Annotated in this window: 31 protein-coding genes; 8 read left to right on the plus strand and 23 right to left on the minus strand. The window is 38.2% G+C overall.

Translation table 11 applies throughout. The features are described 5' to 3' along the window. Window positions 1-177 precede the first annotated feature (177 nt). Window positions 178-3009 (minus strand): C25 family cysteine peptidase, encoded by a 2832-nt coding sequence (locus QMD71_00520; protein ID MDI6839331.1) that lies wholly within the window; start codon window positions 3007-3009, stop codon window positions 178-180. Between the two features lie 64 nt (window positions 3010-3073). Here QMD71_00520 and QMD71_00525 point away from each other — a divergent pair, with 64 nt between their 5' ends. The 4 genes from QMD71_00525 (at window position 3074) to QMD71_00540 (ending at window position 8241) form a co-directional block, all read left to right on the plus strand. Further along, window positions 3074-3229: a hypothetical protein gene (locus QMD71_00525; protein ID MDI6839332.1), complete on the plus strand. Its 156-nt coding sequence runs from the start codon at window positions 3074-3076 to the stop codon at window positions 3227-3229. Between the two features lie 390 nt (window positions 3230-3619). Next, window positions 3620-4717 carry a butyrate kinase gene (gene buk / locus QMD71_00530; protein MDI6839333.1) on the plus strand — a complete coding sequence of 366 codons (1098 nt, stop codon included), beginning with the start codon at window positions 3620-3622 and terminating at the stop codon, window positions 4715-4717. Between the two features lie 2 nt (window positions 4718-4719). Beyond that, window positions 4720-5376, plus strand: a complete 657-nt coding sequence (locus QMD71_00535; protein MDI6839334.1) for a hypothetical protein — start codon at window positions 4720-4722, stop codon at window positions 5374-5376. Window positions 5377-5403: 27 nt separating this feature from the next. Further along, window positions 5404-8241, plus strand: a complete 2838-nt coding sequence (locus QMD71_00540) for a M14 family zinc carboxypeptidase (protein MDI6839335.1) — start codon at window positions 5404-5406, stop codon at window positions 8239-8241. 8 nt (window positions 8242-8249) lie between these two features. Here QMD71_00540 and QMD71_00545 read toward each other — a convergent pair whose 3' ends face one another. The 22 genes from QMD71_00545 to QMD71_00650 form a co-directional block, all read right to left on the minus strand. Continuing rightward, window positions 8250-8435, minus strand: coding sequence for a type Z 30S ribosomal protein S14 (locus tag QMD71_00545; GenBank protein MDI6839336.1), 186 nt, complete (start codon window positions 8433-8435; stop codon window positions 8250-8252). 3 nt (window positions 8436-8438) lie between these two features. Beyond that, a complete protein-coding gene (gene rplE / locus QMD71_00550; protein ID MDI6839337.1) occupies window positions 8439-9011 on the minus strand; it encodes a 50S ribosomal protein L5 in 573 nt (190 codons plus the stop codon). Then, entirely contained in the window at window positions 8978-9289 is a 312-nt protein-coding gene (gene rplX / locus QMD71_00555; GenBank protein ID MDI6839338.1) for a 50S ribosomal protein L24, read from the minus strand. Before rplX ends, rplE begins: the two co-directional genes overlap by 34 nt. Continuing rightward, window positions 9286-9654, minus strand: a complete 369-nt coding sequence (rplN, locus tag QMD71_00560; protein ID MDI6839339.1) for a 50S ribosomal protein L14 — start codon at window positions 9652-9654, stop codon at window positions 9286-9288. Before rplN ends, rplX begins: the two co-directional genes overlap by 4 nt. A 2-nt stretch (window positions 9655-9656) precedes the next feature. Further along, window positions 9657-9893: a 30S ribosomal protein S17 gene (gene rpsQ / locus QMD71_00565; GenBank protein MDI6839340.1), complete on the minus strand. Its 237-nt coding sequence runs from the start codon at window positions 9891-9893 to the stop codon at window positions 9657-9659. Next, window positions 9859-10065 carry a 50S ribosomal protein L29 gene (rpmC, locus tag QMD71_00570; GenBank protein MDI6839341.1) on the minus strand — a complete coding sequence of 69 codons (207 nt, stop codon included), beginning with the start codon at window positions 10063-10065 and terminating at the stop codon, window positions 9859-9861. The genes rpsQ and rpmC overlap by 35 nt, the downstream gene beginning before the upstream one ends. After that, entirely contained in the window at window positions 10062-10481 is a 420-nt protein-coding gene (gene rplP / locus QMD71_00575) for a 50S ribosomal protein L16 (protein ID MDI6839342.1), read from the minus strand. The genes rpmC and rplP overlap by 4 nt, the downstream gene beginning before the upstream one ends. 2 nt (window positions 10482-10483) lie before the next feature. Next, on the minus strand, window positions 10484-11107 hold the full coding sequence (gene rpsC / locus QMD71_00580) for a 30S ribosomal protein S3 (GenBank protein MDI6839343.1): 624 nt from the start codon (window positions 11105-11107) through the stop codon (window positions 10484-10486). After that, the gene (gene rplV, locus QMD71_00585; GenBank protein ID MDI6839344.1) at window positions 11107-11451 is read right to left on the minus strand and encodes a 50S ribosomal protein L22; all 345 of its coding nucleotides are present in this window, start codon (window positions 11449-11451) and stop codon (window positions 11107-11109) included. The genes rpsC and rplV overlap by 1 nt, the downstream gene beginning before the upstream one ends. Beyond that, window positions 11451-11735, minus strand: coding sequence for a 30S ribosomal protein S19 (gene rpsS / locus QMD71_00590; protein MDI6839345.1), 285 nt, complete (start codon window positions 11733-11735; stop codon window positions 11451-11453). The genes rplV and rpsS overlap by 1 nt, the downstream gene beginning before the upstream one ends. Continuing rightward, window positions 11736-12554 (minus strand): 50S ribosomal protein L2, encoded by an 819-nt coding sequence (rplB, locus tag QMD71_00595; GenBank protein ID MDI6839346.1) that lies wholly within the window; start codon window positions 12552-12554, stop codon window positions 11736-11738. It lies immediately after the preceding gene. An 11-nt stretch (window positions 12555-12565) separates the two neighbouring features. After that, a complete protein-coding gene (locus QMD71_00600; GenBank protein ID MDI6839347.1) occupies window positions 12566-12742 on the minus strand; it encodes a T9SS type A sorting domain-containing protein in 177 nt (58 codons plus the stop codon). Window positions 12743-12744: 2 nt separating this feature from the next. Next, a complete protein-coding gene (locus QMD71_00605; protein MDI6839348.1) occupies window positions 12745-13152 on the minus strand; it encodes a hypothetical protein in 408 nt (135 codons plus the stop codon). Between the two features lie 26 nt (window positions 13153-13178). After that, on the minus strand, window positions 13179-13469 hold the full coding sequence (gene rplW / locus QMD71_00610; protein ID MDI6839349.1) for a 50S ribosomal protein L23: 291 nt from the start codon (window positions 13467-13469) through the stop codon (window positions 13179-13181). Then, a complete protein-coding gene (gene rplD / locus QMD71_00615) occupies window positions 13466-14101 on the minus strand; it encodes a 50S ribosomal protein L4 (GenBank protein ID MDI6839350.1) in 636 nt (211 codons plus the stop codon). Before rplD ends, rplW begins: the two co-directional genes overlap by 4 nt. Window positions 14102-14104: 3 nt before the next feature. Then, window positions 14105-14527 (minus strand): hypothetical protein, encoded by a 423-nt coding sequence (locus QMD71_00620; protein ID MDI6839351.1) that lies wholly within the window; start codon window positions 14525-14527, stop codon window positions 14105-14107. Window positions 14528-14603: 76 nt separating this feature from the next. Next, a complete protein-coding gene (gene rplC / locus QMD71_00625) occupies window positions 14604-15212 on the minus strand; it encodes a 50S ribosomal protein L3 (protein ID MDI6839352.1) in 609 nt (202 codons plus the stop codon). 82 nt (window positions 15213-15294) lie between these two features. Beyond that, window positions 15295-15597 carry a 30S ribosomal protein S10 gene (rpsJ, locus tag QMD71_00630; protein MDI6839353.1) on the minus strand — a complete coding sequence of 101 codons (303 nt, stop codon included), beginning with the start codon at window positions 15595-15597 and terminating at the stop codon, window positions 15295-15297. Further along, window positions 15598-16791 carry an elongation factor Tu gene (gene tuf / locus QMD71_00635; GenBank protein ID MDI6839354.1) on the minus strand — a complete coding sequence of 398 codons (1194 nt, stop codon included), beginning with the start codon at window positions 16789-16791 and terminating at the stop codon, window positions 15598-15600. A 99-nt stretch (window positions 16792-16890) separates the two neighbouring features. After that, window positions 16891-18990, minus strand: coding sequence for an elongation factor G (fusA, locus tag QMD71_00640; GenBank protein ID MDI6839355.1), 2100 nt, complete (start codon window positions 18988-18990; stop codon window positions 16891-16893). Between the two features lie 4 nt (window positions 18991-18994). Next, window positions 18995-19462, minus strand: coding sequence for a 30S ribosomal protein S7 (gene rpsG, locus QMD71_00645; GenBank protein MDI6839356.1), 468 nt, complete (start codon window positions 19460-19462; stop codon window positions 18995-18997). Between the two features lie 277 nt (window positions 19463-19739). Further along, window positions 19740-20816, minus strand: a complete 1077-nt coding sequence (locus QMD71_00650) for a dipeptide epimerase (GenBank protein MDI6839357.1) — start codon at window positions 20814-20816, stop codon at window positions 19740-19742. A gap of 88 nt (window positions 20817-20904) precedes the next feature. Between QMD71_00650 and QMD71_00655 the strand changes: the two genes are divergently transcribed. Genes QMD71_00655 through amrS form a run of 4 tightly spaced genes read left to right on the plus strand, consistent with a single transcriptional unit; the run spans window position 20905 to window position 24628 of the window. Further along, on the plus strand, window positions 20905-21558 hold the full coding sequence (locus QMD71_00655) for a Wzz/FepE/Etk N-terminal domain-containing protein (GenBank protein MDI6839358.1): 654 nt from the start codon (window positions 20905-20907) through the stop codon (window positions 21556-21558). Window position 21559: 1 nt separating this feature from the next. After that, a complete protein-coding gene (gene murB / locus QMD71_00660) occupies window positions 21560-22471 on the plus strand; it encodes a UDP-N-acetylmuramate dehydrogenase (GenBank protein ID MDI6839359.1) in 912 nt (303 codons plus the stop codon). Then, entirely contained in the window at window positions 22472-23488 is a 1017-nt protein-coding gene (locus tag QMD71_00665) for a hypothetical protein (GenBank protein MDI6839360.1), read from the plus strand. A 6-nt stretch (window positions 23489-23494) separates the two neighbouring features. Continuing rightward, window positions 23495-24628, plus strand: a complete 1134-nt coding sequence (gene amrS, locus QMD71_00670; protein ID MDI6839361.1) for an AmmeMemoRadiSam system radical SAM enzyme — start codon at window positions 23495-23497, stop codon at window positions 24626-24628. Window positions 24629-24637 lie beyond the last annotated feature (9 nt).

Below are 24637 nucleotides of genomic sequence, written 5' to 3' on the forward strand. Positions count from 1 at the left end.
AGTGGGATAAGTAAAAATTCTCCGTAAAAAAAAAGAAAACATGCTATTAAAATGGGGAAAACTTGGCAACTTTCTATAGCTCATTTTGTATCAGAAGTCGCTAAATGCAGATTAGATAATAACCTTATCACTACCCATGTCAAAAATGTTATTATTGGACAGCCTCCCGTTCCTAATTTACTTGAGTAAAATTACCTTATCTGTTGCTTTACTATGATTGTCTACGATAAGTTTTATAAAGTAGACGCCTGTTGCTACTTTTCTACCACTGTCATCTTTACCATCCCAAGAAACAGCAGCAGTCAGTGATAAGTGATTAGTGGGAAGTGTAAAAGACTTAACCAATCTTCCACTTAAATCATAAATTTGTAAGCCAACCCTATCTTTTTCACTAACCCCTACACCCTGAACCCTAATCGCTGTATTATGAGTAAATGGGTCAGGATAATTATCAAGCATTACATAAGTGGACTTATCTTTAGAGATAATATCGTCTTCTTCAACCCCAGTTACGCCAACGCGGAGCACAACTTTCACTGGATACATACCTTCATCTGGGTCATTAGAAGTAATTTTCAGAGTATCACGATATACCCCCTGTGGCAATCCCTTAGGATTTACAAGAACTGTTACTCCACAGGAATCACCGGGGCTAACTGAGAAAGATGAAGGATTAGTTGACACAATCCAGTTCTGTGTGTGTGAGATATTTGATACATTCAATACCCCATCTCCATTATTATGGACACGCATAGTACCGCTTAGATATTCACCACCAACCGCACCAAAGTGATATAAGGCTGGATCTCCATAGAGGACAAAATCGTATAGATTAAGCCAGTGCTCAAACCCTAAATTAGTAACATATTCATTCCTGCCAGCATCAAACGCATCGCCCACTTTTGCATGCGTTGTAGAGGTATCTTTTAGTAAATTCTCAAAGAAATAGTAATCCCAGTTCTCACCTGTTCCCCATGAGACACGTGTAGCTGCTATTATACTGGCACAGCCTTGATACAAAAGGGCGGCACCAAGATTATTGAGTGTCTCTGGATATCCACACAGACATGACATAAGGAAACCAATTGCAGGATGGATATCGTCTACTAATGGTGCACAACTTGTGCTAAATGCCTCAGGCCATTGCATTTCAGCATCCTCCGGTATGTTATTACCGTTATCCCATGCCCATACCTTCCGATAGTATGCTACATTTGCCCCATGATTAAACTCATTAAAGATTCCCCTATTACTCCAGTAATTGATTGTATTCTGCTCAGTAAGTGGTGCAGTACAGGAATGTGGACTTGGAGATAGTCCCTCTTTCTCGTATAGGTAGGCAGCGTTCGCCCTTTCTATAACCCCGTTGTCCATCAAATCTTCCATAACTTTTGCACCATCATAAAAGGGAATGTTGGGGTTTCCGTTCTCATTAGCAAAAAATAGTATTCCACCAGCAAGTAGTGCCATTTTCTTATAAGTAAGGTCAGTATTTTGCTCAAATGCCACTATTTTATCACATATATGCCTTATTTTTTGACCATCACTCCACGGAATCCTACCCAAATGGATATCGGCATGATAGTCTGGTCTATCATCTCCTGGTGGCTCATGGTTTTGACCCCAAACCTCACCGTAGTAACTGTCACCGTCACTATTCCAGGATGTATTGTCTGGGGCTGTCAATTCAGCATAATATAAATCAGTTGGTATAGGAGAGCACTGTGGGTCATTCATTGGACCATCTGGGTCATTATTATAAGGAGTACATATACGCATAGGTATATTATTGTTATCACCTACAATAAGCACATACTTTATACCCCACTGGCTACTTGGATATTTATCACGCAAAAAGTTGCGTATCTTTTGCTGTATATCATTCCCTGTGTAATTAGTATTTATCCATTCTTTTGTCACTACATTCACACTGTAGCCAAGTGAAGTCTTCCAATTCACTAACGTAGCACAGTCGCCAGTATTTGCTTGTGTAGTTATAATCACATAATCATAAGTCTGTTTTGCTGGTATAATATTTCCATACCACTCTCTTGCCTGGCTGTAGTTATAAATAACCTCACTCGCCGCATCATCTGCTAAATTATCAGATAATAGTCTCATAGACTCTTCTTTTTTCTTGCTGTCCATAGTATATCTAATTGTTATCGTAACATCGTGTGTATAATAAAGTTTCTTGGATACAGGTTGATATGTAAATGGATAAATGGCAACATCAACTAAGTTGTATCTTCTCAACCCACCTGTCCCGCGCAGTTCACCTATGACCGCAGGATAAAGTGCAGTAGAGGAGTAAAATTTATCTTTATTCGCATTGTATTGCTCCATTAGCTGTGCTACAATTTCTTGATAATCGTTTAGTGGCAAAGATGGTGGTGTGGGCATAATGTTATAAGTGCCGGGGAGCTCATTTCTTGTCCCAGTCACATCAACAGACTTCACAACTGCACCCGGTGGTATTGCAACAGTGTATATCTTTGCTGGTAGGTATGGTGCACCAATTTTACCAAGATGACCAAAGCCAGCAATGTTGACCTTTTGAGTACCGTCTTCAAGTGACTCAACCTTAAAATCCGGTACATTAACTTTAACACATACCTCTCTATCATTCCAGTATCCATTAACTTTAGCAACCTTTGATGGACCTTCATAATAATAATATAGAGATTCAGGTGTAACATATATATCTGGTGTACCACCCCCTATCCCAATCACAGTTACATAATCTACACCTACACTATTTTGGTCCGGTGTTGCTGTGTAATAATCAAATCCAATTACTACACTTGGTTGACCGTCGTATGCAGATAGGTCAGCATACCAGCCATCCCAGTTAGAACCACTCTGATAAAGATAGCCTAAAGAAGTCCATGTCGGGTCATTTACACCACCACCTTGGGTTACAACCCCAATAACGAGATAATCGTCATAGTTACTGCTCTGCCACGCATAAAATGTAAGCGTACAACCCGTGTAACTTGAAAAATCCAATACAGGTGTCTGTAAAACTTGCTCCTGAACATAGTATTGGTCATAGTTTATCCATGCTACATAATTGCCATCGTGCCCGGCATCCTCTCCTCTAAACCATATATTAGATGATTGGTCCCATGGAGATGAAAACTGGCTCCATCCGGATGGCGGGACTGCAGTCTCAAAGCCTTCAGGACCAAGGATGTTAACTTTACGTCCTTTTGTTGTAGCTGGTTGAGTCTTTGCAAGAGAGAGGGGGCATTATTTACTCTTCAATACCCAAGCCGGTAAGTACGTTCCCGTCTCAATATCTATATATGGAATTGTCTTTCTAATATTAGAACCAGATTTTTTCACAGGAACTGTAGAACTCCCATTAGCCAACGCCCAAAAACAAAAAACAAAAAATACACACCACTTTACTAACCTATATCCTCTCATCTCTCCTCGTTTCAAGCCAATCGGCTTGTGCTATAAATTGCTGGCAGTTCTTTTATCACTTATAATGTCATTTTTATACACATTACAAGCCAAATAAAAATTGTCGAGTTTTTTAATTTTTGCAAATTTGAACTTGACACTCTCCAATTGTAGACTATTATAATATTTATTATAACAGGAGGTAAGGATGCGTAAATATAAGATATTTGTCATAAATCCGGGCTCTACATCAACTATTGTTGCACTCTTTGAGAATGATAAAGAGATAAATAGGGTAAAAATTGAGCATTCACAGGAAGAACTCAAAAAATATTCAAGTGCTATAGAACAGCTTGAATTTAGGAAGCAAATGATTAAAAATATACTTAATGAATGGAGAATACCTGCCCGCCGCTTTGCTTTGACAGGCGGGAAAGATGTCAATGCAGTTGTGGGTAGAGGAGGGCTATTAAAACCATTAGAAAGTGGAACTTATAGAATAAATGAAGCTATGGTTAACGATATCAAAGAAGGACGAGTTCAAAGTGAGCATATATCAAATATAGGTCCGCTGCTGGCATTTGAGATTGGAAATGAGCTTGGTGTACCCTCATTTACAGCTGACCCTGTATCAGTTGATGAATTTGAGCCCCTTTCAAGGGTGTCGGGTATACCAGAAATTAAAAGAATAGCACTACAGCATACCTTAAACATAAAAGCTATGGCAAAGAAAGCATCAAAGGAACTTGGTAAATCATTGGAAGAAATAAATCTTATAGTAGCACATATCGGTGGAGGTATATCTATCTGTCCAATTAAGAGAGGCCGAATAGTGGACAGCAACAATGCAAATGAAGAAGGACCATTTTCACCTGAGCGAAGTGGCGGACTACCCGTATATCAACTTGTTAAGTTATGCTTTTCTGGAAAGTATGACGAAAGTTGGCTTAAAAAGAGAATAGTAGGTAATGGTGGACTTATAGCTTATCTTGAAACAAATAAAGTAGAAGAAGTAGAGGAAAGGATAGCTAAACACGACGAAAAAGCAAAGTTTTATCTTGAGGCTATGGCTTATCAAATTGCAAAAGAGATAGGGGCAATGGCTACAGTACTTAAAGGAAAAGTGGATGTCATAGTCATTACGGGAGGGGCAGCAAATTCTAATATGCTAATCAACTGGATAAAAGAGAGAATCTCATTTATAGCACCTATACTTGTTTACCCCGGGGAGAATGAAATGTTAGCTCTTGCACAAGCAACTTTGAGAATACTAAAGAATGAAGAAAAAGAGAAAATATATAAATAAAAATGGAATTTCATGAAAAAGGTGGGGTAAAACACATTCTTATTGAACTTGCCGAGCACATCCCTTATACAATTTTTGGTGTTATAATTGGCTTAATAAGTATGGGAATTTTAACTTTTATTGTCACAGCGATAGGAAGGGAAGAGCTGTTACCTGAAGCTTCTTACGACCTTTTTCATATATTTCACCCAATCCATTTACTTTTAAGCTCTACTGTGACTACAGCTATGTTTTGGAAACATGAGCGAAAAATTGTAAAGGCTTTTGTTATTGGATTTATTGGCTCAGTTGCGATATGTGGGATAAGTGATATAGGAATACCATTTTTGAGCGGTACTCTATTAGGTGTTCGTATGCGACTGCATATATGTGTGATTGAGCACCCACAGATTATCCTACCATTTGTCATATTAGGTATTGCAGTTAGCTACTTTGTTCCAAATATAGTTGAAAAGAGTACCCAGTATTCACATGGAGCTCATGTATTAGTTAGCAGTATGGCTTCAATACTTTACCTTTTATCATTTGGATTTACCCATTGGATACATCATATAGGGAGTGTTTTTATTATCGCAGTTGTTGCAGTTATGCTACCTTGTTGTGTAAGTGACATAGTTTTTCCATTGTGTTTTACTAAAAAACTTGACAAACTTTTTTAACATATAATTATATTATAATTAAGTGAGATGAACGCAATTTATATTCTTATTACATTACTCTCACTTCAGCTACCTAAAAGGTTAGTTGAAATTCCAATTAAAACTCACAATGAAGTTTATAAACTTGGTAGATTAAAGATTACAATCGTAGATGCAGGTGATTCCTATGCGAGAGCTATTTTGGATGATAAAGAAATAGAGCATCTCAAGTCTTTAGGATACGAGGTGAAGGTCATATTTGAGGATTACAGAGAACTATCCAAGAGAATATTGGAGAAAAAGCAATATCATACATACGAGCAAGTGGTTCAAGAAATGATTGAAGTAGCAACTAATTATCCACATATTGCAACACTTGATACAATAGGCTATTCAGTCCAAAATAGGTTGATACTTGGAATGAAGATTTCAGATAATCCAATAGCTCATGAGAATGAGCCAGGTATTAGATTTACTGGATGCCATCATGGGGATGAACATATTGCAACAGAGATTGTTCTTTATATGATTCACTATCTAACTGATAACTATTCAACAAGTCCACATATAAAAGAGCTCGTTGATTCAAGGGAGATATGGTTTATCCCGATGGTCAATCCTGATGGTGTTTACCATAATACAAGAGAGAATGCAAATGGAGTAGATTTAAATCGTGATTATGGATATATGTGGGAAGGATGGGGTGGAAGTCCTGGCCCATTCTCACAGCCAGAAACTCAAGCGATGAGAAAAAATGTGTTAGAGAATAGATTTGTACTCGGGTTTGATTACCATTCAGCTCCTAATGTAGGCTCTGACGTGAGAATTGTAAACACTCTTTGGGACTATTCACCAATATACCCTCAGGTAGATACTATAATGATGAACATCGGCAAAGATTATGCAGACTCTACAGGATATGAGTTAATTCGAGGCTGGTATTGGTATGGAGTCCATGGTAGTTGCCAAGATGCTATGTATGGATGTGAAGGGATTATTGACTATACAATAGAAACACCTTATCCTGATAATCCAGAAGGTGTTTGTGAGTCCAATAGGGAGGCAATACTTTCAATGATAAATAGGGCTGGTGATATAGGGATTGCAGGAATTGTGACCGACTCAATAACAGGAGCTCCACTGGATGCAAGAGTAGATATTAAGGAAATACACTGGCCAATATACACAGATTCAAGACTCGGTGACTATCACCGTATTCTACTACCCGGTACTTATACTGTTGAAGTCTCTGCTAATGGATACTTAACCAAAACAATACCGGGAGTAACGGTTAGTGATTTGGTTACTCAATTAGATGTTACCCTTACGCCGGGTGGTGGTTGTTATGCACACCGTATTGTATGGGCATGTGTTGCAGACCCTAATGATGCTCATACTAATCGTACCCTGACCACAGATGTACTTGGAGTACCAGATGATGCTTTTCTCTCTATCGGAGTGAGTGGAAACATAGTTCTCGATATGGGTGAGAATACACCAATCACCGGTATTTTCACTGTTTATGAAGGTGATGACGGTGTCTCTGATGAGGGGTATGAAGTTCTAATTTCAAATATTTGGAATGGTCCATTTGTTTCAGTTGGCACAGGATATGGGACACAGAGTTTTGATATAGGAATAGTAGGGTATGATGAAGCAAGGTATGTAAAAATTATTGATGATGGTGATGGCAATCCCAATACCCCCTATGCAGGCTTTGATTTAGATGCAATTGAAAGTAAACCAATATTAGGCCCTTGTCTCACTTATAAAGGATATTTAATTAACGATTCTGGGTCTGGTGGCAATAATGATTCAATCCCAGAACCTGGTGAGATTGTTGGTATTTCAATAATAATTAAAAATCGTGGCACTGAAAATCTATCAAATGTAACAGGAACTATTGTAACGCAATCTCCTTATATTAATATTCTTGTTGACACTGCAAGCTTTGGTGATGTATCAGCTGGTGAAGAGGATACTTCATCCACATATTACACGCTATCAATTGACTCGGGATGCCCTACTCCTTATCAACCTATCTGTGAACTAACACTGGCAGGTGACGGATATTCAACTACAAATAGCTTCTCAATAGTTATAGGAAGCCCTGGTTTCTATGATGATATGGAATGCGATACTTTACAGTGGACGCATTCAGGTGCTAATGACTTATGGCATATAACCGAGCATAGATACGCCTCCCCAACTCATTCTTGGTATTGTGGAAATGAGGGGAGCTGGCAATATGATAACAATATGAACGCATCCATTACGAGTAGAGAAATTCTTATTACATCTAATTCACATCTTGAGTTTGACCACTGGTATGACACAGAGTTGGGCTACGACTACGCTTATTTAGAAATTAGTGTAAATGGAAGTGGATGGACTCAACTTGACCGCTGGGATGGTGGCAGTGATGGATGGGAACACGAAACTTATGATTTTACCTATCCAGCAGGTACAATAGTGCAAATCAGGTTCAGACTGAATACAGACGGTTCTGAGGTTAGAGAGGGCTGGTATATTGACAACGTATATATATGGCCACCAGTGGTTGCAGTAAAAGAGCTCAAGGAGAGACAGGTAAAGATTGTTCTATTCCAGAATTTACCAAATCCATTTACCAAAACTACAGTGATTAGGATTAAGGGATTAAGTAGTAGGTTGATTAATCAAACCCATACGCTACAAATTTACGACATTACTGGCAGATTAGTCAAGTCTTTTCCACTAATCACCGACCACTTGTCACTTACCACTGCCGTTTCCTGGGATGGTACTGATAATTTAGGTAAAAAGGTAGGTTCTGGTGTTTATTTCTATCAGTTAGTGTTAGATAATTACAAATTGTCGAAGAAACTCATCTTTATAAATCACTAATTATAGTTTTACCAGCTTGCTTTTTTAACTCCCGGGAGTTCACCTCTAAGAGCAAGTTGTCTAAAGCAAATCCTACAGAGACCAAATTTTCTGTAAACTGCCCTTGAACGACCACAAATTGCGCATCGTTGATATTGTCTTGTCTTAAACTTTGGTGGTCTCTTCTGTTTAGCTATCCAGCTCTTTTTTGCCATTAGTTACCCCTTGAATGGCATACCAAACGCTTTCAATAACTCACGCGAGTCCTCTTTACGCTCACACTTAACGCATATAGTTATATCCATACCTAAAGTGTGTTTAACTTTGTCATAAGAGATTTCAGGAAATATCATCTGCTCCGAGACTCCAAAGGTGTAATTCCCATAAGCATCAAATGAATTAGGATTAAGTCCCCTAAAATCTCTTATTCTTGGAATAGCAAAATTAATGAGACGGTCAAGAAATTCGTACATTCTATCACCTCTCAGAGTTACTTTGCAGCCTATAGGTTTACCTTTCCTTAATTTAAAGGCAGCTACTGACTTTCTTGCATAAGTAACTAACGGACGTTGACCTGTTATTAGAGCTAAATCATTGACGCCGGCGTCTAAGATTTTTTGGTCCTGTATAGCTTCACCTATCCCCATATTTACGACAATTTTTTCAAGTAGAGGGACTTGATGAGGATTTTTATACTTAAGCTTTTTCATAAGCTCAGGCAAAATATGACTCTTGTATTTCTCTTTTAATCTGGGTATCATGCTTCTATCATTTCTCCACACTTTTTGCATATCCTTGTAAATATGTCTCCTACCTTTTTCTTACCAATTTTTGTTGGCATACCACATTTGGGACAGATGAGTTTAAGGTTTGAAATATGAACCGGACCCTCCTTTTTAAGCCTACCTGCCTGCTGATCTGGTGATGTTGGTCTTTGGTGTTTTATCTGAAAATTAACTCCCTCTACTATACAGACACTGTGTGAAGGAAAAATTCTTAAAATCTTACCTTGTTTACCTTTATATTCTCCACTCATTACACGTACAATATCGCCTTTTTTAAGTCTCATATTACTTCAGATGCCAGTGAGGCAATCTTCATAAATTTCTTTTCCCTTAATTCTCGTGCAATCGGACCAAATACCCTTGTCCCAATTGGCTCACCCTCCTTATTTATTAGGACACAGGCATTTTCGTCAAATCTTATATAACTACCATCTTCTCTCCTACACTCCTTTTTTACCCTCACTATAACTGCTCGCTGTATACTACTCTTCTTCATTTGTGATTGTGGTAATGCATCCTTTATAACAACTGTTATTATATCTCCAAGACTCGCATACCTCCTTGAACCACCACCTGAAATTCCAATGCACATCCCTATTTTGGCACCCGAATTGTCGGCTATTTTTAGCCTTGTAAACCTTTGAATCATTATTACTTACCAGCAATCTTTACTAACCTCCAATGTTTTGTTTTTGATATAGGTCTCGTTGCTTCTATTACTACCTTATCCCCAACTTTTGCTGTATTTTGTGAATCATGGCAGGCAACACGAGTATGACGACGGATGTATTTTTTGTATAGTGGATGAAGAACCATCCTTTCAACCTCCACAATTATTGTCTTATTTTGCTTATCACTTACTACCTTGCCCTCTAATCTCTTTCTCATGTTTAATTGTAAGGACTCTTGCAATATCTCTTCTTAAAGTCCTAAGTTTTAATGGATTTGAGATACTTTGAGTCTTATGTTTAAACCTAAGTGAAAATAGTTCTTCACGCAACTCGTGTAATTTTGAATCGAGTTCATCTGGCAAGAGTTCGCGCAACTCTTTAGCTTTCATCTATAAAATTCACTCCTCTTTAAAAATCTTGTCTTAATTGGTAATTTTGATGCCCCAAGTCTTACAGCCTCTCTTGCTACATCTTCAGCAACACCAGCAAGTTCAAATAAAATTCTACCCGGCTTAACTACAGCTACCCAATATTCTGGTTCCCCCTTCCCTTTACCCATCCTTGTCTCTGCTGGTTTCTTACTGATAGGCTTATCAGGAAAAATACGGAGCCAAACTTTTCCGCCTCGCTTAAGGTGACGAGTTATAGCTACTCTACAAGCTTCAATCTGACGACTACTTATCCAAGCAGGCTCAAGCGATTGGATAGCCCAGTCTCCAAAAGCTATACGAGTACCACCTTTTGCTTTACCTTTCATTCGTCCCCTGTGTTGTTTCCTAAATTTTGTACGTTTTGGCATTAACATAATTAAGTGGTTTCCCCCTTATAAATCCACACTTTTATTCCTATCATCCCATACACTACACGTGCAGTTGTGCATGCATAGTCAATTTTTGCCCTTATTGTATGGAGAGGAATTTTTCCTTCTCTATACCATTCACAGCGCGCAATTTCTGCACCCATTAGTCGGCCCTTAGTTGCAACCCTTATCCCCTTTGCACCCAGCTTCATAGCCTCAGCTACTGCTCTCTTCATTGCTCTACGGTAAGATACCCTTTGCTCAATTCGACGGGCAACACTTTCAGCTACAAGAGTGGCATCAAGTTCAGGATCCCTTATTTCCTGAACTTCAATCGCAACATCACGAGAAACTGCAAGTTTAAGCTCATCCCTTAATCTATCTATTAAAGCTCCCTTCCTACCAATGACTATTCCGGGTCTTGCTGTATGTATTGTTATTATAACACGCTTCGGGGTACGTTGAATCTGTATCTTTGAGATAGCACCACCTTTTATTCTCTTGGTTATATACCTCCTTATCATATAGTCTTCTTGAATAAACTTTGCAACCTCGTTTTTTGTAAACCATTTGGAACTCCAATCCTCAGTGATTCCAAGTCTAAATGCAGTTGGATGTGTCTTCTGTCCCATTATTCACTCTTCACTATCACTGTGATATGAGAAGTCCTTCTCCTCATTATGTCTGCTCGTCCCATAGCCCTTGGGTTGAGCCTCTTATATGCAGGACCACGGTCAATTTTTATGGTATATATCCATAAATCCTCATCTGTAGTAGGAGCGCCGGGACCGAGTTTGTTTTTAAGATTTGATGCTGCAGAATGTATTGCTCTCTGAAGCCACTTAGATGAGGGACTCGGTGAGAATTTTAATATGCTTTCTGCATCACGAACACTTTTTCCCTTGAGAGGCTCTGCAAGTCTCTTTAATTTTTTTGAAGCTACTCCAACATATTTTTGACAAGCTATACCTTCCATCAACTTACCTCCTCAGCTCTTGCTTTTCTTCCACCATGCGCCCTAAATGTACGGGTGGGTGCAAACTCACCAAGTCGATGTCCTACCATATTTTCAGTTATATAAACTGGAACATGCTTGCGACCGTCATGGATAGCAATTGTATGACCAACAAAATCAGGTATTATAACTGACCTCCTTGACCAAGTCTTTATAATCTTTTTTTCTTTTGTTTTATCTATCTTTTTGAGCTTATCAACTAATTTCTTATCAACCCAAACCCCTTTTTTAAGAGACCTTGCCATTTACTTTCTCCGTTTTATTATATACTTATCTGATAGCTTTTTACCCCTCGTCTTGAATCCCTTTGCCGGTACGCCTGTAGGGGAACGTGGGATATGCCCCTTTGATTTGCCCTCACCGCCACCCATTGGATGGTCAACAGGATTCATATGAGTGCCCCTTGTTCTTGGACGTCGTCCCAAATACCTACTCCTCCCAGCCTTACCTAAAACTATACTTCCATGGTCAGGATTAGATGTCCTACCAATTGTTGCGAGGCAATCAAGTCTTATGAGCCTTATCTCACCCGATGGAAGCCTCACATGAGCATAAGGTTCTTCTTTTGCAAGAATTTGAGCAGAGTTACCAGCAGAACGGACAAGCTCACCACCTCGTCCTGGAGTAAGCTCAAGATTATAGATTTCCATACCAAGTGGAATTTCACGTAAAGGGAGTGTGTTACCAATCTTTAGCGGAGAGCCTGGGCCTGAGATAATCTCATCCCCGGGCTTTAAACCTAACGGAGCAATTACATATCTCTTTTCCCCATCTTTATACATAAGCAAAGCTATTCTTGAAGAGCGATTTGGGTCATATTCTATAGCTTCTACAGTTGCAGGAATGCCAAATTTATCACGCTTGAAGTCAATAATCCTATACATCCGTTTATGCCTGCCACCCCTATGTCTTGAAGTTATACTACCAAAGTTACCTCTTCCACCAGTGCGTGGAAGGGGAGCTAACAAAGACTTTTCAGGTTCTCGTTTAGTTATATCAGAAAAATCATCGTAAGTCTGATATCTCTGAGTAGATGTCACCGGTTTTCTCTTCTTTATACCCATTTCTTTTCTTATTACATTAAAATAAGCTTCTTAATTGAAATATAATCGCATGCTTCAAACTTTGCAAAATACACACCAGCCGGAAATCCTTTGGCAGCCCATGTCATATTATAATACCCGTGCTCTTTACTTCCATTTACCAGTGTCTCCACTAACCTACCGGACGCATCGTAAATCTTTAAACTCACTCCTACCTTCTGGGGTCAGTATATTTATTTACTAAATATTCTGTAAATTCTCTTCTTTTCAAACCACTCAGATCCAATTCACCCGTTTTCGTATCAATTTTTATTTCCCACTTCTCCATGGTCATCGCTCCAATAATTGCGTGTAATTTCTTGCCATCAACTGTCCCTAAATCATTAACAGGTATTACATAGGTGTCAAAGTCAAGTCCCTCTATTTTCCCTTTGATTATGCAGGCCTCTTTAACTTCGAACACTGTACCACCAAGAGACACCTTAAACTTTGGAATTTTATAAATGGAGACTCCTTTCAAAATTCGTCTTTCAACATAAGTGTTAAACGAACCTGTATCAAACAATGTGGTTGCATCTTTGCCCTCAATTTCTATTTCCCTTATTATCCGCATGCTCATCCCTCTTCCCTATTAGCTCTCATGTATTACACTCCTTCAAATATTTCTATTTTATTGCCTTCTTCAAGTGTACATATTGCCTTCTTCCAATTTTCTCTTCTTCCTTCAAATCGTCCAAGTCTCTTTGGTTTACCTTTCATCCTTTGTGTAGTTACTTTTAATACTTTTACTTTAAAAAGTTGCTCTACTGCACGCTTTATCTCAATCCTGTTAGCCTCTATAGCCACACAAAAAGTATACTTATTGGCTTTGTCTTTCAACTGTACAGCCTTTTCAGTTACAATTGGATAAAGAATTGTAGTCCTTGCGTCTTTCATCTCTTAATTTCCAAAAAAGATTTAAGTGCATCCAAAGGAAAGACAAGAATATCTGTAGAGAGAACATCAAGTGCATTTAAGTCATTTGCATTTTTAAATTCTACACCTTTTATATTTCTACCTGCTTTATAAAAGTTATCTTCACGCTTTAAGTTGGATGATACAAACAGTATACTCTTCTTTGAGTTTAAGCCAAGAGCACCAAGCATAGCATTAAACAATTTTGTCTTCTGCTCAGTAAAATCAAGTTTGTCAAGCAGTAGAATTTTACCTTCCATTGTTTTATAACTCAATGCAGAAAGAAGGGCAAGTCTTAACTTTTTTCTCGGTATTTTATAATAATAATTTCTTGGTTTCGGACCAAAAACAATTCCGCCACCCGGCCAAAGAGGAGACCTTATTGAGCCAGCTCTTGCCCTCCCTGTATGTTTTTGCACCCATGGCTTCCTTCCACCACCCCTTACTTCACCTCTTGTCTTTGTTGATGCAGTTCCCTGTCTCTTATTTGCTTGATACATACGAATTGCTTCATAAATAGCACCATCGTTTGGCTTTATTCCAAATATATCGATGGGTAGAGTGTATTCCCCTACAATATTGCCATCTTTTGAATATACATTTAACTTTAGCATAATTTAATACTCGCTTATTGACTCAGGTAATTTTAAAATCTCGTCTATAAAACTATTAGCTCGATTTAATTCCTTTTCGATATGCTCTAAATGCTTTATTTCTTCTGCCTCTCCTTTTCTCTCCAGTTTAGACTTTAGGTATTCTGCAGCTAAACGAATCACTTCAAGTGACTCCTGGAGTTGCTCGGTAGTAATTTTTGCAAATTTTTCTGCCGTCAATAATCTCTCTTCCTTTTTCATTTCTGTAAATAGTTCTCTCATAAGACGCTGAATCTCAGCTTCTTTTAATACAGTATAGACTACAAAAAGCGTTATAAGGACGCAAAACCCAATCACATACACTTTTAAGTAATAACTCCTTTTAGCCCAATCTTCAGGATTAGTTCCTATAGTATCTAATACCACATAGACACTTAATATTACCAATATAGCAAGAAAAACAGCCAATAAATGCCAATGCCTCTTTTGTAAATGGAGTAAGTTCATTTTTATGTATTTATTTTTACTTGCATTTTACCAAAACTAAAGCATTTCTTGGCCCCGGAACCTGTCCTTTTAAAAATAGCAAATTTTTAGCCTCATCAACCTTGATTACTTCAACATTTCGCGCCGTTACTTTATTACCCCCCATTCTGCCGGGAAGTGGGTGTCCCTTTACAACTCTTGCAGGAAATTTTCTTGCCCCAACAGAGCCTGGACGTGCGTGAAACTTTGACCCATGAGCTGCTGGGCCACCGGAGAAGCCATGCCGTTTCACACCTCCTGCAAAACCGCATCCCTTGGAATAAGAAGTCACCTCTACTATTGAACCTGTAGAAAATATAGATGCCGTTATTTGTTTACCTATCCCCCAATCTGGTGGAGGGTCTCTTATTTCACGTAAGACATTGGTTGGCTTTATACCCTGCGACTTAAATACCCCAGAATATGGACGATTTGATTTCTTCTTAGCCCCAAATCCAAGTACACAGGCATCATAGCCATCTGTTGATTTGGTCTTACGATGTATAATAACATTAGGCTCTACCATAACCATAGTTACTGGAATAGCTATACCTTTCTCGCTAAAAATCTGCATCATCCCAATTTTTTTACCTATTAATCCAAGCATCTCATTGAGTTAAACTGAATATCATTGATTTAGGCTGAGCCCCCTCTGTTTACCTCAACGAACTCTGTCTACCTCAATGATTTCAAGTTTTTATTTCAACATCTACTCCTGCTGGTAAGTCAAGTCTTGTTAATGCCTCTGTAGTTCGCTTTGTTGGGTCACTAACCTCAATAAGCCGTTTGTGGATGGTAAGCTCAAATTGCTCACGTGATTTCTTATTAATAAAAGGAGAACGTAACACTGTGTACAAGCTACGCTTCGTAGGCAATGGAATTGGACCTGAAACTTTTGCCCCTGTCTCACGAACTACATTCACAATCTCCTGTGCAGACCGATCGAGAAGCGCATGATCGTATGCCTTTAGTTTTATCCTTATCCTTTCCATTTATTCTAATGTCGCAGTCACTACACCTGCTCCTACTGTTTGACCGCCTTCCCTTATCGCAAACCGCATCTCTTTCTCCATAGCCACAGGATAGATAAGAGATGCTTCAAGCTCCACGTTATCACCAGGCATCACCATCTCTACACCTTCGGGAAGTTTTACGCTTCCTGTTACATCCATTGTCCTGAAATAAAATTGAGGTGCATAACCTGTAAAGAATGGTGTGTGACGGCCGCCTTCCTCTTTAGTTAAGACATACACCTGGCCCTTAAATCTCTTGTATGGAGTTATTGTCCCGGGTGCTGCTATCACCATACCACGCTGAAGTTCGTCTTTCTCAATCCCGCGAACAAGTATACCAATATTATCGCCTGCAATAGCTTCATCCAAAACCTTTCTAAACATCTCTAAGCTTGTTGCCACTGTCTGGCGTGTCGGCTTAAATCCAACAATGTCCACGGGGTCGCCAGGTCTTATCTTACCGCGTTCTATTCTGCCAGTACCAACAGTCCCCCTGCCTGTAATTGTAAAAACGTCCTCTACAGACATAAGAAATGGCTTATCTATCTCCCTTGTAGGTTCTGGTATGAATTTATCCACTGCATCCATCAATTCCCATACAAATTTGCAGTCCTCGCAAGTTGGGTCTTTAGCTTCTAAACACTTTAAGGCAGACCCTTTAACCACAGGCACTTTATCTCCAGGAAACTCATACTTTTTTAAGAGGTCTCTAACCTCAAGCTCCACAAGGTCAATAAGTTCAGGGTCGTCAACTTGGTCTATCTTATTCAAGAACACTACCATAGCAGGTACGTTTACTTGGCGTGCAAGAAGAACATGCTCCCTTGTCTGTGCCTGTGCTCCATCTGCTGATGAGACTACAAGAATTGCACCATCCATTTGAGCTGCTCCAGTTATCATATTTTTTATGTAATCACGATGACCAGGGCAATCTATGTGAGCATAGTGACGATTTGCAGTCTCGTACTCACCGTGGTACAGACATATTGTCAGCCCACGAGCCCTCTCCTCAGGTGCCTTGTCTATTTCATCAAAAGGTACAAACTTTGCAAGCCCCTTTGTCTCTAATACCTTAGTGATAGCCGATGTCAATGTCGTCTTTCCATGGTCAACATGCCCTATAGTCCCTATATTCAAGTGGGGCTTAGTGCGTTTAAATTTTTCCTTTGGCATCATACCCTCCTTTCTATAGAAATGCTTAATTCTTAATGCTCAATTATGAATTTCTTAATTCAACATTCAGCATTTATAATTTAGAATTTAGCATTTCATTCAGTAGCCTCTTATCTTCTTCAACACTAAATCTTGCTCCTCCTGGGGTAGTGGTTGATAAGTATCAAACTTCATTAGATGAACTACCCTACCCTGTGTGATAGACCGCAGAACAGTTGCATAACCAAATAATTTGCGAAGAGGACAAGAAGCTATCACTGTATGTCTAACCTCACTTCCCGATAAACTTAAAACTCTGCCCCCCCTGGTACTTAAATCGTCTAATATAGCACCAAGATACTCAGGTGGCACAATTATTTCAAGCCTCATCATTGGCTCCAAAAGCACTGGCTTACCCCTTTCCATACCCTTCTTAAACGCAATTGATGCAGCCATCTCAAATGCGATATCGGATGAATCTATTGAGTGGTAAGAGCCACCAAGTAGGACTACTTCTAAATCAACTATTGGGAATCCACCCAAAACGCCTACCTTCATAGATGCTTCTACTCCTTTACGGATTGCACCCCAATATTCACGTGGAATAGAGCCATCGCGCACCTTTTCCTTGAATTTAAATCCCCCACCTCTTTCCAGAGGCTTAAGCTCAAGCTCAACATCACCATACTGACCACGACCACCACTTTGCTTGATAAATTGACCACGCTCACGTACTACCCTTGTTATAGTTTCCCTATATGCTACACGTGGATTTGTAAACCGAGTTTTAAGAGAAAACTCACGCTCCATTCGCTGTGTCAACACCTCAAGATGTAATTCACCCATGCCCGACACTACTACCTCTCCTGTATCAGAATCTGTTTTAACCTTAAATGTTGGGTCATCAATGGTCAATTTATTCAATATTATAGAAAGCTTGTCTCCATCACTACGAGTCTTTGGCTCTATTGTCGCTGAAATGACTGGCTCAGGAAATTTCAAGCCTTCTAACATTATTGGAAAACCGGGCGCTGAAATAGTATCACCTGTTCGCGACTCTTTAAGCCCATAAACTGCCACAATGTCACCTGCACTCGCTTCCTCTATTATTTCCTGCCTGTCAGCGTACATCAAAAATATTTGTGAAATCCGTCCCTTTAATCCTGTATTCGTGTTTAAAACCACTGAGCCGGGCTTGATTTTACCAGAATAAATACGTAAATAGAAAAGTTTACCATGAGGCGTTGTCTGAAGTTTGAACACTAATGCACAAAATGGAGACTCCGGATCGGGCTTCAGTTTTTCAATTTGGCCTGTAAGAAGATTTTTACCTTCTACCGGACGACGGTCTATGGGGGATGGTAAATAATCTACTATACCATCAAGTAAAGGTTGGACTCCTGTATTCTTTAATGAAGAACCAAAAAATACTGGGACAAACCTATTCTTAATTGTCAGCCTTCGTATAGCTCTAATTAATTCTTCTCTCTCAACTACTTTGCCTTCAAGATATACTTCTCCAATACGGTCATCTTCAATTGAGATAGCCTCAAGTAAGTCCTTCTTTGCCAGCTCAAACTGTGCCTTTAGACTGCTCGGAACCTCACTTACCTTGAACTTCGCTCCGTCACCCCCTGGTGGCCATTCTATTAATTTACCAGACAGTACATCACAAACACCATGAAAACTTTCTTCTATACCCACAGGGAGTTGTAAGATGAGTGGATGACCTGCTAACCTATCTTTTATCATGTTTATACAGTGATATGGGTCAGCTCCTATTCTATCAAGCTTATTTATATAGACAAGCCTCGGAACTTGATACCTATCCGCTTGGTACCATACTGACTCCGATTGTGACTCTACTCCCTCAACTGCACTAAATATCATAATTGCACCATCAAGCACCCTTAAAGAACGCTCAACTTCACCAGTGAAATCAATATGACCAGGTGTATCTATTATATTAATTCTCTTACCCCTCCAGTAGCAAGTTATAGCAGCCGCTGTTATAGTAATACCACGCTCTTTTTCCTCCTCCATCCAGTCCATAGTTGCAGAACCCTCATCTACTTCACCTATTTTATGGATGCAGTGCGTGTAATAAAGCATACGCTCTGTAGTCGTCGTCTTACCTGCATCTATATGGGCAATTATCCCTATATTACGTCCAGCACATACTTTATGCGCGGGATTAAAATTTTCAGTAACTTCAGCCATCTTTTTACCACCTGTAATGAGCAAACGCCTTATTTGCTTCAGCCATCTTGTGCATATCCTCCTTACGTTTATAAGCGGTACCTTCACTTTTAGATGCAAGAATTAACTCATCGGCCAACTTCTCTGCCATAGGATGGCCCTTTTTATCGCGTGCAGCTTGAATTAACCACCTTATAGCTAAGGAGAACCTCCTTGAGGCTCTCACCTCACGCGGAACTTGATAAGTAGCACCACCAATCCGGCGTGGCCTCACCTCTACTGTCGGTTTAACATTGTTTATCGCCTGAGATAAAACAGATGTGCCAGCCGTCTTTGTCTTATCTTCGACAATCTTTAATGCATCATAAAATATACGCTCAGCTAAATACTTTTTACCATCCCACATTAGAGAGTTTATAAACTTACCTGCAATTACATTCTTATACTTTGGGTCAGGTTCAACTTCTCTCTCCTCTGCCTTTCTACGTCTCATTTTAGCCCCTCCTTAATATATATATAAACTTTAATTATATTAAAATTCTCAATCTTGTCAAGCTTTTTAAAAGGGAGAAGAAAAATACCTCTATTTCTCTATACCCCTCCCAAATTTCAGTTTAAGATAGCATAGAACTAAACCTTTGTCAAGTTATTTCCGCCACAAAATTCCTAATTCGCTGACTTTTCTTATATATAAATTATTGTGCAAGTTTTGAGGACAGTTCTCTTTTTATCTCCATCTCTTCTTATGTAATATCTTGAGTTATACGATTTTAAAGCAGACTTTCGGGCATGCGTACTCCCAATCCTTCCTCATCAGTTACACGGTTCTCTCCATTTTCTGTAACTACTCCACCTTCCACTATATCCTTTTTTAACATCAAATGACCATCTAAGTCAGCATATTTCACATTTTTCATCGCCAACCCTAAATGTGTAGCTGCTGAAATGCCAATCTTTGTCTCTGTCATACAACCAATCATACAGGGGATGCCAGCCGCCTCTGCTATTGTTATAATCTTCATCCCTTCCATTATACCACCCGATTTCATAAGCTTTATGTTAAATAAGTCGCATACCTCCTGTCTTATTAAATTGATTGCATCTTCTTTTGAATGCAAACTCTCATCCACCATTATAGGAATGCATGTTTTAGCTCGCACAGTTTTAAGTCCTTGAATATCACGGTAAGCTACAGGTTGCTCAATAAACTCAATATCATAGCGCTCAAGTTTCTTTAATACATCTATTGCATCACTCACTTCATAACCTTGATTTGCATCTACTCTTAATTTTATTGAATAGCCAATCTCCTCCCTTATAGCTTTTATTTTTTCTACATCTTCTACTGGATTTTCACCTATTTTTACCTTTATAACTTTTACTCCATTTCTCACAAACCTCTTAGCCTCCTCTACAGTAGGTATGATTGGTTTTATACCTATAGTAATTGAAGTCGTTATTTTATCTCTGAATCCGCCTAATAGATTCTTAAGAGGTAGATGAGCATATTTACCTAATATATCATGTAGTGCAATATCAATTGCACATTTGGCACTTGAATTATGTAAGATAATTGAGTCGATTTCAGCCATTATATTTTCTATAAGAATTGGATTCTTACCTATTATTGTAGGCCTTATCTTGTTCTCTATAACATCAATAACTGTACCTTGAGTCTCACCTGTCACTGTTGCTGAAGGTGATGCCTCACCGAGCCCAAATATTCCTGCATCTGTCTCTATTTTTACAATTACACCATCATAGGTAACATCTGTGCCAAGTGCAATTTTAAACGGCTGCTTCAACAGTATAGTTACTGGGTTTGTAATTAAATTTGTGATATTCATAATAAAATCATATAACAGATTTTACATAAGTCAAGTAAATTGACCTTGACATTTTATTAAGAATATAGTAGTTTATTTAAACAGCTGGATGAATGAAGAAATAAATATTAGCGATTACTTAAGACCAATAAAGAATAAATGGTGGGTAACTCTATCTATATTTTTAGTTGCTGAACTCACAAGTATGCTCATTACTGTGAGACAACATAAAACTTACGAGTCTACAACTACTATATTTCCACCTAAAGTAGTAGAAATAGATACTTTAAGTACAGCTATTCTTAAGATTAAGCGAAAGGTATCAATAGGACTAAGTCCCACACAATCTATTATAGCTATATTTAAATCAAAAAGAATGGCAAGCGATATAGTGGAAAAATTTGGGCTCCTGAGTTTATATAATACTCAATTCAAATCAGATGCAGTTAAAAAATTAGAGAACTCAACAAATATTTCTGTATCAAAGGAAGGGGCCGTATCTGTCACAGTTAGTTCAATAGACCCTAAATTGGCTGCAGAGATTGCAAACTTTTATGTAGAAAACCTTGATAAGATAAACAATGAGTTAAAGCTATTTTCTGTAAAACCTGTGGTAACCGTCATTGACCCTGCTATACCTGCGGACAGACCATCCGGTCCAAAGGTTAAATTGTGTATGTTTATAACTGGGCTACTCTCTATTCTTGTAGGTATTTTAGTTTCGTTTCCTATCAATTCCATTGAGAGAAGAAAAGAATCATAATATGGGACTTGAATATATTAAGTCATGTGAAATTAAAATTAATGAGAAGTTAAGCTCGCATACAAGCTTCAGAATAGGTGGAACTTGTGATACTTTCATGGTCCCAAAGACTACTACAGGCTTAAAATTAGCAATTAGATATGTTGCTCAAAATAAGCTACCTCTATTAGTAATTGGAAATGGGACTAACATTTTGGTGCCAGATGATGGAATCACGGGTGTCGTTATTAAAATTGGTGAACCATATTTTTGTAAATTTCATCTCCCGACACAGTGTAGGGATACGCCATGGCGTGTCCTTACAATAAGAGTAGGGGTAGGAATTTCACTTCAACAATTATTAAAAATTACTGCTAACCACTCACTATCGGGATTAGAATTTACAGCTGGTATCCCCGGGACATTGGGAGGCGCAATTGTAATGAATGCAGGTGCACAGAGGAAAACGATTAGTGAAGTTATAGAAAGGGTAAAAGTAGTAGATAAGTCAGGCAATGTTTACTGGGTTAAAAATTGTGAATCTAATTTTGGCTATCGGGATAGCAGGTTCAGAAATAGCAGTGAAATTATAATAGAAGCTGAACTAAAATTAAAGAAAGGAGACACTGTTAAAATTAAGAACGAAATCCAAGAAATACTTAAAAAAAGAGAAGCTTCATTACCACTCAAATTACCGAGTGCTGGTTGTGTATTTAAAAATCCTAATAATGCTATTGCTGGCAAGCTTATTGAACTTGCAGGCTGTAAAGGGTTAAGAAGTGGTGATGCACAAGTATCAAGTAAACATGCAAACTTTATTGTAAATATTGGAAATGCTACATATAAAGATGTTAAAACACTTATATCAGATGTCCAACACAAAGTATACGAGAAATTTAGAATTTATCTTGAACCCGAACTTGTAATATTATAAATGAAATGGAACTCACACCTGAGGATTGCAAAATGGGTAGGCTCAGCTTTGAATCTCAGTCAACCAAATCTACTAAAATTAGCTGACGGCTCCGTAGCACCTGATAATAGGTGGGACCACCGATACCACCATAATCATAGATATTTGGATAGTAAAATTAGAAATCATATAATAAAGGCAAGAGGCTTATTCTTAAAAGGAGATGACAAATGCTTTTTTGAGACTGGTGTCGCCCTCCATTACATACAAGATAGATGCCTACCTACAGAGTCATACATTAGGCACTTAAATATTGAAGAAGAATTAGCTAAAATATCGGAAACTAAACCAGGAAGTAGGAGATCTCTATCAACTAAAGGATATCTACAATTAGAAACAGTAAGGAAGAGAATTATGGAATCAAATATAGGGGAGATGGAAAAAGAGTTGTTACTTAGCTTACAATCAGTGAAAGAAAAGAGCTTTACTATATCTTTAGCTTTAATCAATTTACCTGCTAATATTGAGTCAAAGCTACTTCTTAATATCATTACACGTATCTCACTGGGGGTAGCCACTTCTATCCTGTCACATGACCCACCATTTCAACTTTTAGTTGAGAAATTTAAAGTGGTAACTAAAACTTTAACATCAGCTACTACTAAATTTAAAGTTCATATGGGCATAGAGATAATTCTACCATTATTATTTCTTTACTATGGCAAAATTGGAATATTGGCATACATATTAATTACAGTAGTAAATTTGTTATCACTTCTTCCATGTATTGCAATTCTGAAAAAAGCGATTCCAAAAAGAACAATAAAAGCATATATAAGGTTACAAGAAAACTCAAAGCTACTTTTTACATTTTTTGCCCTTGTAACATTAGTTACAATTGTAGTATCTATCATTTTTTTACATAAGGTACTATTAGCTGGATTAATTCTTGCTCTTATTTCATTATTGCATCTAATTTATCCCAAAATATCAATAGATGATGAAGTAACTGATGAGATAGACTGGTATAACTGGTAAATTGGGATGTGTAAAGTATGTGTTACTTTAATTTGTCTTATAACAGCATTAACTTTATATAGTGGTATCAGAACCAGTTTATCACAAGATGCCGTTACCATAGCGACACCAAAAACAAAAAAGTCTGTTGTGAGGGAAGCTATGTTTTATAAAAAGTTAGATGATAATAAGGTATGGTGTCAACTCTGTTTCAGGAAATGTATAATTAATGATGGAAAAAGAGGCTTTTGTAGAAATAGAGAGAATCGGGCTGGCACTTTATATAATGTAGTCTATGCTAAACCATCAGCAGTCCATATAGACCCAATCGAAAAGGAGCCTCAACTCCATATGCTACCGGGAAGTAATATACTCTGCTTTGGGACAGCAGGCTGTAACTTTAGGTGCAGATTTTGCCATAACTGGCACCTATCACAGCGGTCTGTAGAAGAGATGGAATATTGTTATGATATGCCACCAGAAAAGGCAGTAGAGAGTGCTATTAAATATAATACTCCTACTATCTCATTCACATATAACGAGCCTACTTCATTCTATGAATATGTATACGATGTAGCTAAGCTTGCTAAGAAGAAAGGGCTAAAGATATTATGGCACTCAAATGGAGCAATTAATCCGGAGCCTTTAAAAACACTGTTAAAATATACTGATGCAGTTACTATTGATTTAAAGGGGTTTACTAATAAGTTTTACAGTGAAGCATCATCTGCAGAATTAGAACCTGTACTTCAAACTCTTAAGATTATCAAAGAACAAGGAGTTTGGCTTGAGATTGTAAATCTGCTCATCCCTACTTTAAATGATAACCCAAAAGATATCAAGCAAATGTGTAAATGGATAAAGGAGAATTTGGGTCCTAATGTCCCACTACATTTTTCACGCTTTTCGCCCGCATATAAATTGACAAACCTACCCCCTACACCAATTGAGACATTAGAACAAGCTTACAAGATTGCTAAAGAAATAGGCCTTAATTATGTAACAATAGGCAATGTGCCCGGTCATAAGTATAATTCCACATTCTGCCCAATGTGTCAAAAGAGACTGATTCACCGTATACATTTCCAGGTGTTGAGTAATCATATAAAAGATGGAAAGTGTAGCTTTTGTGGTCATTATATTCCGGGAATTTGGGAATAACCTGATATT

This window comes from bacterium (assembly GCA_030018315.1).
In the GTDB taxonomy this organism is placed as follows: domain Bacteria; phylum Hydrothermota; class UBA3073; order JACQXS01; family JAGMCI01; genus JASEGA01.

Bases quoted from the DNA above. Each gene is read 5' to 3' on its own strand.
- buk (MDI6839333.1), top strand. From the start codon at position 3,620: ATGCGTAAATATAAGATATTTGTCATAAATCCGGGCTCTACATCAACT.
- QMD71_00535 (MDI6839334.1), top strand. From the start codon at position 4,720: ATGGAATTTCATGAAAAAGGTGGGGTAAAACACATTCTTATTGAACTT.
- QMD71_00540 (MDI6839335.1), top strand. From the start codon at position 5,404: ATGAACGCAATTTATATTCTTATTACATTACTCTCACTTCAGCTACCT.
- QMD71_00545 (MDI6839336.1), bottom strand. From the start codon at position 8,435: ATGGCAAAAAAGAGCTGGATAGCTAAACAGAAGAGACCACCAAAGTTT.
- rplE (MDI6839337.1), bottom strand. From the start codon at position 9,011: ATGCAAAAAGTGTGGAGAAATGATAGAAGCATGATACCCAGATTAAAA.
- rplX (MDI6839338.1), bottom strand. From the start codon at position 9,289: ATGAGACTTAAAAAAGGCGATATTGTACGTGTAATGAGTGGAGAATAT.
- rplN (MDI6839339.1), bottom strand. From the start codon at position 9,654: ATGATTCAAAGGTTTACAAGGCTAAAAATAGCCGACAATTCGGGTGCC.
- rpsQ (MDI6839340.1), bottom strand. From the start codon at position 9,893: ATGAGAAAGAGATTAGAGGGCAAGGTAGTAAGTGATAAGCAAAATAAG.
- rpmC (MDI6839341.1), bottom strand. From the start codon at position 10,065: ATGAAAGCTAAAGAGTTGCGCGAACTCTTGCCAGATGAACTCGATTCA.
- rplP (MDI6839342.1), bottom strand. From the start codon at position 10,481: ATGTTAATGCCAAAACGTACAAAATTTAGGAAACAACACAGGGGACGA.
- rpsC (MDI6839343.1), bottom strand. From the start codon at position 11,107: ATGGGACAGAAGACACATCCAACTGCATTTAGACTTGGAATCACTGAG.
- rplV (MDI6839344.1), bottom strand. From the start codon at position 11,451: ATGGAAGGTATAGCTTGTCAAAAATATGTTGGAGTAGCTTCAAAAAAA.
- rpsS (MDI6839345.1), bottom strand. From the start codon at position 11,735: ATGGCAAGGTCTCTTAAAAAAGGGGTTTGGGTTGATAAGAAATTAGTT.
- rplB (MDI6839346.1), bottom strand. From the start codon at position 12,554: ATGGGTATAAAGAAGAGAAAACCGGTGACATCTACTCAGAGATATCAG.
- QMD71_00605 (MDI6839348.1), bottom strand. From the start codon at position 13,152: ATGAGCATGCGGATAATAAGGGAAATAGAAATTGAGGGCAAAGATGCA.
- rplW (MDI6839349.1), bottom strand. From the start codon at position 13,469: ATGAAAGACGCAAGGACTACAATTCTTTATCCAATTGTAACTGAAAAG.
- rplD (MDI6839350.1), bottom strand. From the start codon at position 14,101: ATGCTAAAGTTAAATGTATATTCAAAAGATGGCAATATTGTAGGGGAA.
- rplC (MDI6839352.1), bottom strand. From the start codon at position 15,212: ATGCTTGGATTAATAGGTAAAAAAATTGGGATGATGCAGATTTTTAGC.
- rpsJ (MDI6839353.1), bottom strand. From the start codon at position 15,597: ATGGAAAGGATAAGGATAAAACTAAAGGCATACGATCATGCGCTTCTC.
- tuf (MDI6839354.1), bottom strand. From the start codon at position 16,791: ATGCCAAAGGAAAAATTTAAACGCACTAAGCCCCACTTGAATATAGGG.
- fusA (MDI6839355.1), bottom strand. From the start codon at position 18,990: ATGGCTGAAGTTACTGAAAATTTTAATCCCGCGCATAAAGTATGTGCT.
- rpsG (MDI6839356.1), bottom strand. From the start codon at position 19,462: ATGAGACGTAGAAAGGCAGAGGAGAGAGAAGTTGAACCTGACCCAAAG.
- QMD71_00650 (MDI6839357.1), bottom strand. From the start codon at position 20,816: ATGAATATCACAAATTTAATTACAAACCCAGTAACTATACTGTTGAAG.
- QMD71_00655 (MDI6839358.1), top strand. From the start codon at position 20,905: ATGAATGAAGAAATAAATATTAGCGATTACTTAAGACCAATAAAGAAT.
- murB (MDI6839359.1), top strand. From the start codon at position 21,560: ATGGGACTTGAATATATTAAGTCATGTGAAATTAAAATTAATGAGAAG.
- QMD71_00665 (MDI6839360.1), top strand. From the start codon at position 22,472: ATGAAATGGAACTCACACCTGAGGATTGCAAAATGGGTAGGCTCAGCT.
- amrS (MDI6839361.1), top strand. From the start codon at position 23,495: ATGTGTAAAGTATGTGTTACTTTAATTTGTCTTATAACAGCATTAACT.